Source organism: Actinoallomurus sp. CA-142502 (genome assembly GCF_050936355.1).
Taxonomy (GTDB): Bacteria; Actinomycetota; Actinomycetes; order Streptosporangiales; family Streptosporangiaceae; genus Actinoallomurus; species Actinoallomurus iriomotensis.
The window spans coordinates 3,096,902-3,109,576 of sequence record NZ_JBNJMY010000001.1 but is presented as its reverse complement, the minus strand read 5'-3'; the positions used below and the strand labels follow the sequence as shown (position 1 = coordinate 3,109,576).

General features: G+C 72.4%; 14 protein-coding genes and 1 pseudogene. 5 read left to right on the top strand and 10 right to left on the bottom strand.

Annotation, left to right across the window (positions count from 1 at the left end; all coding sequences use genetic code 11):
* Window positions 1-181 precede the first annotated feature (181 nt).
* The 3 genes from ACQEV1_RS15140 to ACQEV1_RS15130 all read right to left on the bottom strand — a co-directional run bounded on the left by ACQEV1_RS15140 (window position 182) and on the right by ACQEV1_RS15130 (window position 3,405).
* Window positions 182-841 (bottom strand): hypothetical protein, encoded by a 660-nt coding sequence (locus ACQEV1_RS15140; RefSeq protein WP_285617952.1) that lies wholly within the window; start codon window positions 839-841, stop codon window positions 182-184.
* A gap of 74 nt (window positions 842-915) precedes the next feature.
* Window positions 916-2,538 carry a serine/threonine-protein kinase gene (locus ACQEV1_RS15135; protein ID WP_285617953.1) on the bottom strand — a complete coding sequence of 541 codons (1,623 nt, stop codon included), beginning with the start codon at window positions 2,536-2,538 and terminating at the stop codon, window positions 916-918.
* A 45-nt stretch (window positions 2,539-2,583) separates the two neighbouring features.
* Entirely contained in the window at window positions 2,584-3,405 is an 822-nt protein-coding gene (locus tag ACQEV1_RS15130; RefSeq protein WP_285617955.1) for a serine/threonine-protein kinase, read from the bottom strand.
* 50 nt (window positions 3,406-3,455) lie between these two features.
* On the opposite strand from ACQEV1_RS15130, the gene ACQEV1_RS15125 reads away from it, so the two are divergent.
* The gene (locus ACQEV1_RS15125) at window positions 3,456-4,973 is read left to right on the top strand and encodes a DUF885 family protein (protein ID WP_433394452.1); all 1,518 of its coding nucleotides are present in this window, start codon (window positions 3,456-3,458) and stop codon (window positions 4,971-4,973) included.
* A gap of 14 nt (window positions 4,974-4,987) precedes the next feature.
* Here ACQEV1_RS15125 and ACQEV1_RS15120 read toward each other — a convergent pair whose 3' ends face one another.
* Complete coding sequence (locus ACQEV1_RS15120) at window positions 4,988-5,473, bottom strand: hypothetical protein (RefSeq protein ID WP_433394450.1); 486 nt, start codon at window positions 5,471-5,473, stop codon at window positions 4,988-4,990.
* Between the two features lie 144 nt (window positions 5,474-5,617).
* Here ACQEV1_RS15120 and ACQEV1_RS15115 point away from each other — a divergent pair, with 144 nt between their 5' ends.
* Window positions 5,618-7,060, top strand: coding sequence for a sulfatase family protein (locus ACQEV1_RS15115; protein WP_433394448.1), 1,443 nt, complete (start codon window positions 5,618-5,620; stop codon window positions 7,058-7,060).
* A 7-nt stretch (window positions 7,061-7,067) separates the two neighbouring features.
* Here the strand turns inward: ACQEV1_RS15115 and ACQEV1_RS15110 are convergent, their stop codons facing one another.
* The 5 genes from ACQEV1_RS15110 to ACQEV1_RS15090 all read right to left on the bottom strand — a co-directional run bounded on the left by ACQEV1_RS15110 (window position 7,068) and on the right by ACQEV1_RS15090 (window position 10,400).
* Window positions 7,068-7,607 carry a YbaK/EbsC family protein gene (locus ACQEV1_RS15110; RefSeq protein WP_433394446.1) on the bottom strand — a complete coding sequence of 180 codons (540 nt, stop codon included), beginning with the start codon at window positions 7,605-7,607 and terminating at the stop codon, window positions 7,068-7,070.
* Between the two features lie 13 nt (window positions 7,608-7,620).
* Complete coding sequence (locus ACQEV1_RS15105; RefSeq protein ID WP_433394444.1) at window positions 7,621-8,256, bottom strand: maleylpyruvate isomerase N-terminal domain-containing protein; 636 nt, start codon at window positions 8,254-8,256, stop codon at window positions 7,621-7,623.
* Window positions 8,257-8,282: 26 nt separating this feature from the next.
* A complete protein-coding gene (locus tag ACQEV1_RS15100) occupies window positions 8,283-9,125 on the bottom strand; it encodes a M55 family metallopeptidase (protein WP_285617966.1) in 843 nt (280 codons plus the stop codon).
* A gap of 59 nt (window positions 9,126-9,184) precedes the next feature.
* Window positions 9,185-9,325: an Ig-like domain-containing protein gene (locus ACQEV1_RS15095; RefSeq protein ID WP_433394442.1), complete on the bottom strand. Its 141-nt coding sequence runs from the start codon at window positions 9,323-9,325 to the stop codon at window positions 9,185-9,187.
* 115 nt (window positions 9,326-9,440) lie between these two features.
* The gene (locus tag ACQEV1_RS15090) at window positions 9,441-10,400 is read right to left on the bottom strand and encodes a LysR family transcriptional regulator (protein WP_433394440.1); all 960 of its coding nucleotides are present in this window, start codon (window positions 10,398-10,400) and stop codon (window positions 9,441-9,443) included.
* A 73-nt stretch (window positions 10,401-10,473) separates the two neighbouring features.
* Between ACQEV1_RS15090 and ACQEV1_RS15085 the strand changes: the two genes are divergently transcribed.
* Window positions 10,474-10,863 carry a RidA family protein gene (locus ACQEV1_RS15085; RefSeq protein WP_433394438.1) on the top strand — a complete coding sequence of 130 codons (390 nt, stop codon included), beginning with the start codon at window positions 10,474-10,476 and terminating at the stop codon, window positions 10,861-10,863.
* Between the two features lie 15 nt (window positions 10,864-10,878).
* Here ACQEV1_RS15085 and ACQEV1_RS15080 read toward each other — a convergent pair whose 3' ends face one another.
* On the bottom strand, window positions 10,879-11,265 hold the full coding sequence (locus ACQEV1_RS15080) for a hypothetical protein (protein ID WP_433394436.1): 387 nt from the start codon (window positions 11,263-11,265) through the stop codon (window positions 10,879-10,881).
* A 196-nt stretch (window positions 11,266-11,461) separates the two neighbouring features.
* Between ACQEV1_RS15080 and ACQEV1_RS15075 the strand changes: the two are divergent.
* Together ACQEV1_RS15075 and ACQEV1_RS15070 are read left to right on the top strand one after the other, a co-directional pair.
* A pseudogene (locus ACQEV1_RS15075) lies at window positions 11,462-11,584 on the top strand (transposase); the annotation flags it as partial.
* Window positions 11,585-11,604: 20 nt separating this feature from the next.
* On the top strand, window positions 11,605-12,627 hold the full coding sequence (locus tag ACQEV1_RS15070; RefSeq protein ID WP_433394434.1) for an RNA-guided endonuclease InsQ/TnpB family protein: 1,023 nt from the start codon (window positions 11,605-11,607) through the stop codon (window positions 12,625-12,627).
* The last annotated feature ends 48 nt before the right edge of the window (window positions 12,628-12,675 follow it).

The following is a 12,675-nucleotide window of genomic DNA, read 5'->3' as shown; positions in this document are numbered from 1 at the left end:
CGCCTCGCCCGCCTGGGGCGGACGCCGCCCGGTCGGGCCGGCGCGGGGTTCGCACCATAAGCCTGCCAAACACCCGAAGGACATTCGGCTTCGGGGGCACGGCAGGTGTACCGTCCTGATGTTACCCATGAGTAGCGAAGGCGCAAAACCCCGGTGGGCGGGTTTGCCGGTCGCGCTCAGGTCACAGCGCGTAACGGTGCACCGAGTGCTGGAAGTGGGACAGCTCCTGCACGATGGAGTTCTCCAGCTCGTACATCGGGGCGAAGCTCGGCTGCAGCACGATCGCGCCGGCGACCGCCCCGAGGGCCAGCGCGCACAGCAGCACCCCGGCGCCCGCGATCCGCCGCGGGTCGTCGGCGAACATGACGAACACCCGCACCAGGTAACGGCGCGGCGTGCGGATGCCGGGCGCCGCCAGCAGGACGTACGCCGCCGCGCCCGCGCCCCAGGCCGCCCCGACGATCGGGGAGACCTGCACGTCGACCGCCGCGCCGAGCATCACCGCGAACGGCACCACGACGGCGAACAGCCCGGCGTACGGCAGGGTGACGAGGGTGCCCGCCACGCCGCGGACCAGGTCGAGCGGCGCCGTCAGCGGCCCCGCCAGCGACCGCAGCAGGCCGCCCCGGTGGCGGCGCGTGTGCACCTCACCGGCCCGGAGGTACGAGGCGCCGGCCAGGGCGAGCAGGAGCCCGAAGAAGGGCAGCACGACCGTGAAGGCGACCACCATCGCGACCACCAGGTAGGCGAAGAGCCGCGACCATCCCTCGATCACGGCGTCGGCGGCGTCTTCGTCCGCGAGCGGGTGGGCGGGGACCGGGTGTGTCTCGTCCGACGTCATCGCGAGGCAACACTACCGGCGCGGCGACCCTTCGGGGGTGAGGCTCGGGCGGGTCGTCCGCACACGGACAGGGCTCAGCCGCCGCGCAGGTTGCGCAGCTGGTGGCGCAGGTCCTTCAGGGCATGGTTGAACTGCGGAAAGTCAAAGGGCCGCAACTCCGGCGACTGGCTCAGCGAGAAGGACACGAGGAAGAACACGAGCAGGCCGACGACGCCCACGACGATCCACGCGCGTTCGCGCTGGGGCGCGACGGCGCCCCAGATCCGGACGAGCTGGCGGCGAGCCGGCTCGCTGCCCGGGCCGAGGCACGTGACGATGACGAAGGCGGCCACGCTGAGTGACAGGGCGCGCGCGATCGTCATCTCCGACTTGGCCAGCATCGAGATGATGAGCACGATCACGCCGGCGAGGATGGCGATCGGACTGATCAGCGCCATCACCAGCCCGGACCGGACCACCGAGAACGGCGACCGGACGATAACGCCCGCGACGTCGGCGGGCCGCGGGCCCCGGCGGGTGCGCCGGGAGGCGAGGTCCTGTGACGCGCGGTCGGCCGTTCGCAGCAGGAGCATGGCGATCAGCACGATGATCAGTGCGATCGACGGGACCACCATCGCGAGACCGACCGCTCCGGCGAGCAGCAGGAAGCTCAGCAGCCGGTACAGGCCGTACGGCTTGGGCCCCTCGGGCTTCGGCGGCCGCTCCGGCCGGCGCTCGGGCGTCGGCGCGGGTGCGGTGTAGGGCTGCTGCCCGTACATCGGCGGCGGTGGCTGTGGCGGCGGCGCGGGGGGCAGCTGCCCGCGGAAGTCGCGCGGGTTGGCGAGCGGCGGCGCGGCCACGGCCGTCAGCGGCTTGGTGTGCGGCGGCACCGGCGCGTCGAAGGTCGTGCGCTCGACGTCGAGCCGGGACGTCAGCCCGACGAGCGCCTGCGCGGTGGGGCGCTCGGCCGGGTTGCGGGACATCGCCGCGCGGATGAGCGGCAGGAGCGCCGCGGGCACGCCGTCGAGGTCGGGCCGGCCCTCCATGATCTTGTAGAAGATCGACTCGAAGGTGCCGGCGCCGAAGGGCGCGCGGCCGGTGGCGGCGTAGGCGATGGTGCTGGCCCAGGAGTGGATGTCGGCCGGCGCCGCGGCGTCCTCCCCCTCGATGATCTCCGGTGCGAGGTAGCCGGGGGTGCCGATGACCAGGCCGGTCGCGGTGAGGCGCGTCGCGTCGACGCCCTGCGCGATGCCGAAGTCGATGACGACCGGCTCGCCGTTCTCGTCGAACATGACGTTGCCGGGCTTGAGGTCGCGGTGGATGATCCCGGCCGCGTGGATCGCGGCGAGCGCCTCGGCCAGGCCGGTGGCCAGCCGCCGCAGCTCCCGCACTCCCAGCGGGCCGCGGTCGCGTACGGTCTGCTCCAGCGTCCGCCCCGGGACGTACTGGGTGACGACGTAAGGCGGCTCGGCCGTCACGTCGGCGTCGACGATCTCGGCGACGTGCGAGCTGCGCACCCGCCGCATCGAGTCGACCTCGCGGGCGAGGCGGCGCAGCGCGGTCTGGTCGGAGGCGACCCCCGGACGCAGCACCTTGACGGCGACCCGCCGCCCCTGGGGGTCGGTCGCCAGATGCACGACGCCCATCCCGCCTTCCCCGATCTTGTCGAGCAAGCGGTACCGGCCGATCATCTGCCCGGACGTGTCTACCCCCTCCATAGTTCCGCCACGATACCCGTGCAAGTGCGGTCAAGCGGGCGGCAATCAGGACATCGCGGCGAACGCGAGGCCTGGTTCCCCTACCGTAAGCCGGGTGGCCAGCCACGCCGCCGAAGGCCGCGCGGCCGGGTCCCGGCGCAACGCGAGCCGCAGCAGCGACACGACCGGCTCGGACACACCGTCGAGGTCGGCCGCGCCGCGCAGCACGCGGAAGCACACGCCGTGCAACGACCCGGCGCCGAAGGGCGGCCGGCCCGTCGCGGCGAAGGCGACCGTGGCCGCCCACGAGAAGACGTCGGAGGCCTCGCTCGACCGCCCGCCGTCGATGAGCTCCGGCCCGACGTAGCCGGGCGTGCCGGTCAGCACGCCGACCTGGGTGTGCTGCGCCGCGCCCGACTCCTGCGCGATGCCGAAGTCGATGATCTTCGGCGCGCCCGCCGCGACCATGACGTTGCCCGGCTTGAGGTCGCGGTGCAGCACGCCCGCGCCGTGGATCGCCGCGAGTCCCTGCGCGAGCCGGCCGGCGAACCCGGTCAGCATCTCACCCCGCATCGGGCCGAACCTGGCCACCAGGTCGCGCAGCGGCACGCCCGCGACGAACTCGGTCACGATGAACGGCCGTTCCCCCTCCAGGCAGGCGTCGAACACCTCCGCGACATACGGGCTGCGCACCCGCGCCATCGTCTGCGCCTCGCGGGCCAGCCGGCGCCGGATCGCCGGGTCGGCGGCCAGGTCCCCCCGTGGTTCCTTGACCGCGACCACGCGTCGATAAGGGTCCATCGCGCGATGCACGACGGACGTGGCGCCCTCCCCGACCGGCTCCAGCAGGTCGTAGGAGCCCAGATGCCGAACCCCTATGACGTTCATGCCCGGTTCGACGCGAGATCACGGCCGCGGGTTCCGAGTAATGTCGGGACATGAACGATCTACCTCCGCGGCTGCGCGCGGTCTGCGACCTTCTCATGCCCTGGGCGCGCGAAGGGGCGGGCCGGCATGAATACGACGGCCGGCTGCCCGACTACTCGGCCGCCGGGGTGGCGGACGCGCTGAGCCGGGTCGGCGCCGGCGACCCTCTCGACGACCCGCACGACGAGGCTCACCTACGCGCGTTCGAGGAGTTCCTGCGGGTCTCCTACGGCGAGCTGGAGATGCACCGCCGCAACCCGCTCGACCATCTCGACGCCCTTGACCTGGCCTGTTACGACCGGGAGTACGCCCCGGCCGCCGAGCGCGAGGCGGCACGGGCGCGGCACCTGGCGGGCTGGCCGGAAGCGGCCGACGTCGCCGTCCGCACGCTCGACCGGGTGCCGGCGCCGGTCGCACGTGCGCTGCTGGGTCCGGTGCGCGGCCTCGCCGCCGGGATCCCGGCCGACGCCGGTGAGGCCGGAGACAAGGCCCGTACGGCGCACGCGCGGCTGGTCGCGCACCTGGAGCACCTGGCCGAGCACGGCGACCCGGACGCCGCGCTCGGCGGCCCCGCGCTGGCCCGGCTGATGGGCGCCTCGGAGGCGCTCGACCTCGACCTCGATGCCCTGGCCGCCGAGGCCGACCGCGAACGCGACCGGCTGATGGCGCGGCTGACCGAGGCCTGCGCGCGCCTGGACCCGGCGCGGCCCGCCCTGGACCTGTGCCGCGAGCTCGTACGGGACCACCCGGACATCGACGGCGTCATCGACGCGTCCCGCGACTGGACCCGGCAGGCCCTGGCGTTCACCCGCGAACACGACCTGGTGCCGTACCACGACGGCGAGTGCCTCGTCGGCCTGGCGCCGGAGTCACGCCGCTGGGGCATGGCGATGATGTCGTGGGCGGCGCCGGGCGAGCCGGACTCGCCGTCCTGGTACCACATCACGCCGCCGGACCCCTCCTGGCCCGAGGAGGACATCGAGGACTGGCTGCAGGTGTTCAGCGCCACGACCCTGCCGGGCGTGACGGTGCACGAGGTCGCCCCCGGGCACTTCTCGCACGGCCGCGCGCTGCGCCACGCGCCGACCGTCGTACGGCGGACGCTGTTCTCCCTCGCCTTCGTCGAGGGCTGGGCCCACTACGCCGAGGAGCTCTGCGTCGAGGAGGGCTTCCAGGCCGACGACCCGCGGTTCGAGATCGGCGTGTGGCTGGAGTCGCTGGTCCGCGTCACCCGGCTCGCCTGCGCGATCGGCGTGCACACGGGCGCCATGGCGGTCGAGGACGGGGCCCGGCGCTTCGCCGCCGACACCCACCTGGCCGGATCGGCGGCGCACGCGGAGGCCGCGCGCGCCGTGTTCGACCCGACGTACGGCCGGTACACGCACGGCAAGCTGGAGATCCTGCGCCTGCGCGAACGCGCCCGGAGCGAGTGGGGCGACGGGTACTCCCCGCAGCGTTTCCACCGTGCGCTGTTCGAGCTCGGCTCACCGCCGCTCGGCCTGCTGGGCAACGCGCTGAAGCACGGCTGAGCCGTGATCTCCCGTTAGGAACCGCTCCAGCGGGAGACCTCGCGGCGGCGCAGGAGCAGGCCGGCGGTCAGCAGCGCGCCGCCCGCGACCGGCGTCGGCAGCAGGTAGGGCACGAAGTCCAGTGCCGACCCGCCCGGCGGATCGGTGGCGAACAGCACGGCGAAGGCCACCGTCGCGACCAGGAACAGGCCGCCGATCAGCGTGCCGACCCTGGACATGAAGGCGATCGCCACGCGCCCGCCGCGCCACAGGCGCCAGACCATCAGGGCGAAGACCAGCGTCCAGAACACGATGTAGGCGACGTCACCGCCATGGCCGCCCTTCCGGCCGTGGGCCAGGCCCCACACCGCCGTGCCCACCGAGCAGATCCAGAAGGCCGCGAAGAGGAGGATGGCGACGACCAGCGAGAGGGGCCGGCCGCGCCGGCCGACCATACGGGCACGGCGGACCGGTGCGCGGCCGGGCTCGGAGCCCTCGGGGCCGGGTTCGGGCGGCAGCATGACCCGGGAGCGTACTCCGGCGCTCTGACGGGCCCCTGACCGATCCCCGTGGGCCTCCCATGCGCGTGCCAGGGTGATCCCACGGTCTTCCAAGGCTCTTCGGTCACGCTGACGGTCTGTCATGTCACCGACGGAAGGCCAGAGATGAAGCGGCTCGTGGCACTGACCCTCGCGGCCGGCCTGGCGCTCGCCTCCTGCCGGGCGGACGCCACCGAGCGGACCTCCCGGTCGGCGGCGCACGCGGCGGACCGGCCCAACATCGTCTTCGTGCTGACCGACGACCTCGCGACCAACCTCCTCCCGTACATGCCGGAGCTCGCGCGGATGCGGCGGCAGGGGACGACCTTCACGCACTACTTCGTGACCGACTCGCTGTGCTGCCCCTCACGGTCGACGACGTTCACCGGCGAGTTCCCGCACGACACCGGCGTCTTCACCAACAGCGGCGCGGACGGCGGCTACCAGGCGTTCAACGCCCACGGGAACCAGCGGAACACGTTCGCGACCGCGCTGCGGGCGGCGGGCTACCGCACCGCCATGATGGGCAAGTACCTCAACGGTTACCAGCCGGCCGACCCGGTGCCGCCCGGCTGGAGCGAGTGGGACGTCGCGGGCGACGGCTACCCCGAGTTCGACTACTCGCTCAACGAGAACGGCCGCGTCGTCAAGTACGGCCACCGGCCGGGCGACTACCTGACCGACGTGCTGAACCGCAAGGGCCAGGACTTCATCGCCGCGTCGGCCAGGTCCGGGCGGCCGTTCATGATGGAGCTGGCGACCTTCGCCCCGCACGGCCCGTTCACGCCGGCGCCGCGCGACGCGAACAAGTTCCCGGGGCTCAAGGCCCCGCGCGGGCCCTCATTCAATGAGGCGGACATGTCCGACAAGCCCGCGTGGATCAAGGACCATCCCAAGCTCACCGCGAAACAGATCAACAAGATCGACACCTCGTTCCGCAAGCGGGCCCAGGCCGTGCAGGCGGTCGACAAGATGCTCGGCGACCTCCAGACGGCCCTGAGGGCGAACGGCGTCGACCGCGACACCTACGTCGTGTTCGGCTCCGACAACGGCTTCCACATGGGCGAGCACCGCCTCGCCTCCGGGAAGATGACCGCCTACGACACCGACGTCAACGTGCCGCTCGTGGTCACCGGGCCCGGCGTCGCCGCCGGCCACAAGACCTCCGCGCTCGCCCAGAACACCGACCTGTGCCCGACCTTCGAGACTCTCGGCGGTGTCAAGGTGCCGGACACGGTGGACGGACGCTCGCTCACGCCGTTCTTCACGGGCGGCACGGTGAAGGACACACGTGACGCGGTCCTGGTCGAGCACCACGGTCCCGACAACGCGGTGAACGACCCCGACCGGCCGACCAGGGCGAGCGGCAACCCGCCGAGCTACGAGGCGATCCGCACGGCCCACGAGGTCTACGTGGAGTACGCCGACGGCGAGCGTGAGTACTACGACCTCGCCAAGGACCCGGACGAGCTGGACAACACCGTGAGCCAGGTGCCCGCGAAGCGTCTGGCCCAGCTGAAGTCGATGCTGCACCGCCTGGAGAAGTGCTCCGGCACGGCCTGCCGGTGAGAGACGGTCAGGAGGCCACGGGGCGGGCGAGGTCCGGCAGGACCTCGCCCGTCGCGATCTCGGCCAGCGACGCGCTGGGCACCACGAGCTTGGAGCGGCGCACACCGCTGCCGACCACGACGTAGGGCTGCTCGACGACCGCCGCGTCCACCAGCACCGGCCAGGCCGGCGGGAGGCCGAACGGGGTGATGCCGCCGTACTCCATCCCGGTCTCCGCCACGGCCTGGTCCTGCGAGGCGAACGACGCCTTGCGCGCGTCGAGGCGCCGGCGGACCACGCCGTTCACGTCGGCGCGGGTCGTCGCCAGCACCACGCAGGCGGCGAGGCGCACCTCACCGCCCCGTTTGGCCGCGATGATCACGCAGTTGGCGGAGGCTTCGAGCGGAGTCCCGTACCGCTCGCAGAACGCGGCCGTGTCGGCGAGCTCGGGATCGATCTCGGCGACCTGGAAGGAGCCCTCACCCTTCCAGCCGCGCAGCGCCTCGGCGACGGGCGCGGCGAGCAGGTCGGTGCGGTCGAGGGCGGGTTCGAGTGTCAGTCCCCACATGTGTCGAACTCTCTCACAGGGCCGAGATGGAGGCGGGCGCGCGCTCGGCGCGGCTGAGGCCGCGCAGCACTTCGACGGCGCCGTGCCGGCGGATCGCGATGCGGGACAGCAGATCGACGACCGTCTCGACGGCCTCGGCGGGCAGTTCGGGCGTTGGCACGCCGACGCTGCAGGCGAGGTCGTCGCTGTGCACCGTGATCTCCAGCAGCCGGCTCGTCACGAAGTCGTCCAGCGTGAGCGAGAACGGCCAGCCCGCGCGGCGGACGCGGCGGGACGGCGCGTCCGGGAGCGCGACGCGCAGTGCCGCGACGGCCGTCGCGGCCCGCTCGGCGAGCGCCCGCGGGCCGTCGGCGGCGTCCTTCTCCCCCTTGGCCCGGATGCCCTGGTTGAACTCGTCGTCCAGGTCGGAGCCGATCCAGGCCGCCCGCGCGTAGTAGGCGTGGATCCCGATCGTCTCCTCGGCCGCCTCGGGGCCGTCGAGCGCCTGGGAGACGAAGAGGATCTGGCCGGCGAGGTGACCGGCCAGGCCCCGCACGCTGAGCCGGTCGAGCGCGCTCGGCTCGTCCCACGCGTCGGCCACCTCCGGGCCGGCCAGCAGGCCGGCCGCCCCGTCGGCCGCCGTGAGGAAGAGATCTCGGATGTCCGTCATGCTCCGTCTCCGTGCCAGACGCCAGGTCAGCCGTACTGCTGCCCGCTGCAGCCGACGCTGCCGCCGATGGTCGCCAGGATGCCGAGCACCGACATGATCTGACCGTAGTCGTCGCTGGTGAACTCCACCGAGCGGGTGCCCGCGCGCTTGACGCCGGGGATCATCGCGCACGACTCGGCCATCGACGTCGACGCCCAGTCGATACCGAGGGTGTACGGCGGCTCGACCACGTGGGGGCGGAACCGGTCGAGGTCGCGCAGCGCGCGGGCGGCCGCGGCGCGGATCAGCGACTGGGCCCGCGCGGGCGGCAGCACCTCGGCGGAGTAACGGTCGATGCCCTTCTTCACCTCGACCGTCTCCACGTCGCCGAGCAGTACGCGGGCCTCGGCGCAGGCCGCCTCGTCGCCGGTGACCAGCACGACCGGCACGCCCATCGAGCCGGCCAGCCCGGCGATCAGCCCGATCTCGCCGCAGACCTCGCCGTTGAGGTAGAGGTTCTGGATCTCATAGCCCATCCAGGTGTGATTGAGCACGCCGTGGGGCACGCCGGCGCGGGCGTGGTAGCCGACGAACATGGCCGCGTCGTGCGACGGGCCGATGCCCTGGCCCATCCGCAGCGGGCGGTACGGCCCGCGGATCAGCGTGCACCGCTCGTCGATGAGGTCGGCGCGGATGTTCTTGGTGCTGCCGTGCGCGTCGGTGACGACGACGTCGACCGCGCCGGCCTCGTACGCCCCGGCGACCGCGGCGTTCGCGTCCGCGGTCATCAGCTCGCAGCCGCGCTCGTAGCCTCGGCCCTCGGCGCGCATCTCGTCCGGATCGGTGAGCCCGGAGACGCCCTCCATGTCGACCGAAACGAAAACCCTCATGGTGGAGAACCCCCCTCGCGATACGGCAAGCACGACCGTACCGCGCGGGGGTGGATGGTTCACCCGGTCACGGTCGAGATGAGCTTTCCGGTCACGCCTCCGCTGGTGACCGAAACGGTCGCCGTGCCCGGCCGGTGCGCGGTGAGCCCGCCGGTGGCCCGGTCGACCGAGGCCACTCGCGAGTCGCTGGAGGTCCACACGGGCGAGGCAGGGTCGGCGATCGGCAGGGTGAGCGTCGGCAGGCGTCACCACCGACGGCCGCGCCGGTCCCGGTGAGCGTCGCCTTCGCACCCGCCGCGAGCGACGACGGCCCGGTCACCGGGATCGAGGCGAGCACCGGCTCGCACGGCCCGACGGCCGACGAGCGGGTGGCTCCTCCGCCGGATCGTGGCCGACGGCCGCCAGCAGGTGCGCGACCAGGGGATTCTGGTCGCCCTCGCGCCAGGCGACGGCGACTCCCGTGCGGGCGGTGCCGGGCTCGATCCGGCGAAAGGCGACGCCTTTCAGGCGGATGTGCCGGATGCTCGCCGGGGCCAGGGAGACGCCCAGTCCGCTCCCCACGAGCGCGCACACGGTCTGCCATTCCACTGCGTGCTGGGCTATCCGGGGTGAGAAGCCCGCGGCGGCGCACAGGCCCGTGATCTGGTCGTGGAGTCGCGGGCCGGCCTCGCGGGGCAGCAGCACGAACGGCGAGTCCGCCAGCTGCGAGAGCCTCACGGTGCGCCCGGCGGACAGTGGGTGGGCGGATGGCAGCACCGCCACGAAGGGTTCGCTGAGTACCGTCTCGAAGCGGAGTTCCGTCTCGTCGGCAGGGGGTTCGCGCAGCAGTCCGATGTCGATGGTCTCGTCGTGCAGGGCGGCGATCTGCGGCGCGGTGGTCATCTCGTGGATGTCCAGGTGCACCTCGGGAAACCGCTGCCTGAAGGTGCGCAGCAGGCCGGGCAGCACCGTCAGGGCGAGGGAGGCGGCGAAGCCGATCCGCAGGCGGCCCGCCTCCCCGCTGCCGACGGCCCGCGCCGCGGCCAGGCCGGCCGTGAGGTCGGCGAGGGCCCGCCGGGCGGCCGGGAGAAGTTCGCGGCCCGCCGGGGTCAGCGTGACGCGTCTGGGCCCGCGGTCGAACAGCGGATGGCCGACCTTGTCCTCCAGGCGGCGGATCTGCTGGCTCAGCGGCGGCTGGGCGATGTCCAGACGCGCGGCGGCGTGGCCGAAGTGGAGTTCCTCGGCGAGCACGACGAAGGCGTGCAACTGTGCCAGCGGTAGTTCGGGGCGCTCCATACGCCTAGAGATATCAAGCGGTGCCGAAGGCGGTATTAGACGTATCCGTGCTGGGCCCCTTAGCGTTCGGCGCATGACAGAGCGACGCGCGATCCTCAGCGGCTCGACCTTCGAGGAGCAGATCGGCTACGCCCGCGCCGTGCTCGACGGCGACTGGGTCCACGTGTCCGGGACCACCGGGTTCGACTACACCACCATGACGATCTCCGAGGACGTCGTGGAACAGGCCGAGCAGGCCCTCCGCAACATCGAGGCCGCGCTGGCCGAGGCGAAGTGCACCTTCGCCGACGTGGTGCGGGTGCGCTATCTGCTGCCCGACCGGGCGGACTTCGAACCCTGCTGGCCGGTCCTGCGCCGTTGCTTCGGCGAGGTCCGGCCGGCCGCCACGATGCTCATGTGCGGCCTCGCCGACCCCCGGATGAAGATCGAGATCGAGGTGTACGCACGGCGGCCCACCGTGTGAGGCCGATCGGGCGCGTCAGGCGCCGGTGACCAGGCGGCGCAGGGCCTCGGCGGCGCGGGCGTCCGTCTCCGCCTGGGCGACCAGTTCGCGGGCCAGAGCCTGGACCCACACGTCCAGGCTCACCTGGTCGCGGGACAGCACCACGCCGCGTACCTCGTGGTGGATCTCGGCGACCGGCCGGTGACCGCCGGTCAGCGAGAGGGTGCGCTCGCCCAGGCGGACCACGATCCGGCTGGGATGACCCTCGCGGCCCTTGAGACGGTCACCGAGGCTGCGCTCGTACTCGACCGTCACGCTGCCCGGCGGCAGCACGTCGGCCAGTGTCACCGTGAGCACGCGCGCGTAGGTGGCGACGTCCGCCGCGTCCTGCCGCAGGGCGGCGGCCACCGTGTCGAATTCCATCAGGTCTCCTTCGAGAGGGACTACCGGCTCTAGCCGGTGGGGGAATCGAAGGTCCCCTAGGGGCTGCCCGGCGTAGCCGGGACGGCCACCCCGCCCGGGTGTGGCCGGTTCAGGGATTACACGCTTCGTGAACAGGCGATGTCTGTATGTTAGCGGTGCGGCTGCGGCCGGGAGGGTTCGCCGGTTCTCGGGCGCCGTGTACGACCTCGGGCTGCACATGGTGTCGTGTCCGAAGTACCGCCGCCCGGTCCTCGACGGCCAGGCCGCGGCACGTCTAGAGGAGCTGATCCACGCCAAGGCCGACGAACGTGGATGGGAGAATACGAAACAGGACGGTTCGTGATCCGCGCTTATAAGTTCCTCTTGCGTCCGACGGCCCGTCAGACGGTCGTGCTGGGTGAGATGCTGCGGGATCACCGTTCGCTGTACAACGCCGCTTTGGAACACCGTCGTACGGCCTACCGCAGGGCGGGTGTGACGGTCCGCTACGGCGAGCAGTCGGCGGAGCTGAAGGCGATCCGTGCTGATGACCCCGACGGTCAGGGCCGGTGGTCGTTCTCCTCCCAGCAGGCCACGCTGCGTCGCTTGGACAAGGTGTTCGCCGCGTTCTTCCGCCGGATCAAGGCCGGGCAGACGCCGAGCTACCCACGGTTCAAAGGGTCCGGGCACTTCGACACCGTCGTCTTCCCCAAGGACGGCGACGGCTGCCGCTGGGACTCCAGCCCCCACGCCACCCAGGCCCGGGTACGCCTGCAAAGTGTCGGGCATGTGCGCGTACACCAGCACCGGCCCGTACGGGGCCGCGTGAAAACGATCAGCGTCAAGCGTGAGGGCAAACGCTGGTACATCGTCCTGGCCTGTGACGACGTCCCCGCCGAACCGCTCGCGCCCACCGGCGCCCTCGTCGGTATCGACATGGGGACGACGCACTTTTTGACCACCTCCGGCGGCGCCCACGTCGCCAACCCGAAGTTCTTTGCGACGGTAGCCGGTGAACTCGCCGAAGCCCAGCGGCACCTCGCGACGTTCCCCGAACGCACCCGGCGACGCACCAAGGCCCACCGCGCCGCCGCCAAGGCCGGGCTCAACCGCACCATCCTCGACGCGGGCTGGGGACAGTTCCTCCGAATCCTGGCCGACAAGGCTGAAAGCGCCGGTCGGCTCGTGATCCCGGTGAACGCCCGCAACACCTCCCGCACCTGCCCGCCCTCGGCTGGAGGCTGCGGGCACGTCAGCGCGAACAACCGCCTCACCCAAGCCAAGTTCCAGTGCACGGCGTGCGGCTTCACCGCCAACGCGGACCACGTCGGCGCGACGAACATCCTCAACAGGGCCGGGCTGGCCCTCTGCGACGCGGCCTAGCCACACCCGCAGGAAGCCCGCGCGTTCCCGCGTGAGTGGAGTCACGAC

Coding starts and splice junctions, on each gene's coding strand:
- ACQEV1_RS15140 (WP_285617952.1), bottom strand. CDS start 841: ATGACGTCGGACGAGACACACCCGGTCCCCGCCCACCCGCTCGCGGAC.
- ACQEV1_RS15135 (WP_285617953.1), bottom strand. CDS start 2,538: ATGGAGGGGGTAGACACGTCCGGGCAGATGATCGGCCGGTACCGCTTG.
- ACQEV1_RS15130 (WP_285617955.1), bottom strand. CDS start 3,405: ATGAACGTCATAGGGGTTCGGCATCTGGGCTCCTACGACCTGCTGGAG.
- ACQEV1_RS15125 (WP_433394452.1), top strand. CDS start 3,456: ATGAACGATCTACCTCCGCGGCTGCGCGCGGTCTGCGACCTTCTCATG.
- ACQEV1_RS15120 (WP_433394450.1), bottom strand. CDS start 5,473: ATGCTGCCGCCCGAACCCGGCCCCGAGGGCTCCGAGCCCGGCCGCGCA.
- ACQEV1_RS15115 (WP_433394448.1), top strand. CDS start 5,618: ATGAAGCGGCTCGTGGCACTGACCCTCGCGGCCGGCCTGGCGCTCGCC.
- ACQEV1_RS15110 (WP_433394446.1), bottom strand. CDS start 7,607: ATGTGGGGACTGACACTCGAACCCGCCCTCGACCGCACCGACCTGCTC.
- ACQEV1_RS15105 (WP_433394444.1), bottom strand. CDS start 8,256: ATGACGGACATCCGAGATCTCTTCCTCACGGCGGCCGACGGGGCGGCC.
- ACQEV1_RS15100 (WP_285617966.1), bottom strand. CDS start 9,125: ATGAGGGTTTTCGTTTCGGTCGACATGGAGGGCGTCTCCGGGCTCACC.
- ACQEV1_RS15090 (WP_433394440.1), bottom strand. CDS start 10,400: ATGGAGCGCCCCGAACTACCGCTGGCACAGTTGCACGCCTTCGTCGTG.
- ACQEV1_RS15085 (WP_433394438.1), top strand. CDS start 10,474: ATGACAGAGCGACGCGCGATCCTCAGCGGCTCGACCTTCGAGGAGCAG.
- ACQEV1_RS15080 (WP_433394436.1), bottom strand. CDS start 11,265: ATGGAATTCGACACGGTGGCCGCCGCCCTGCGGCAGGACGCGGCGGAC.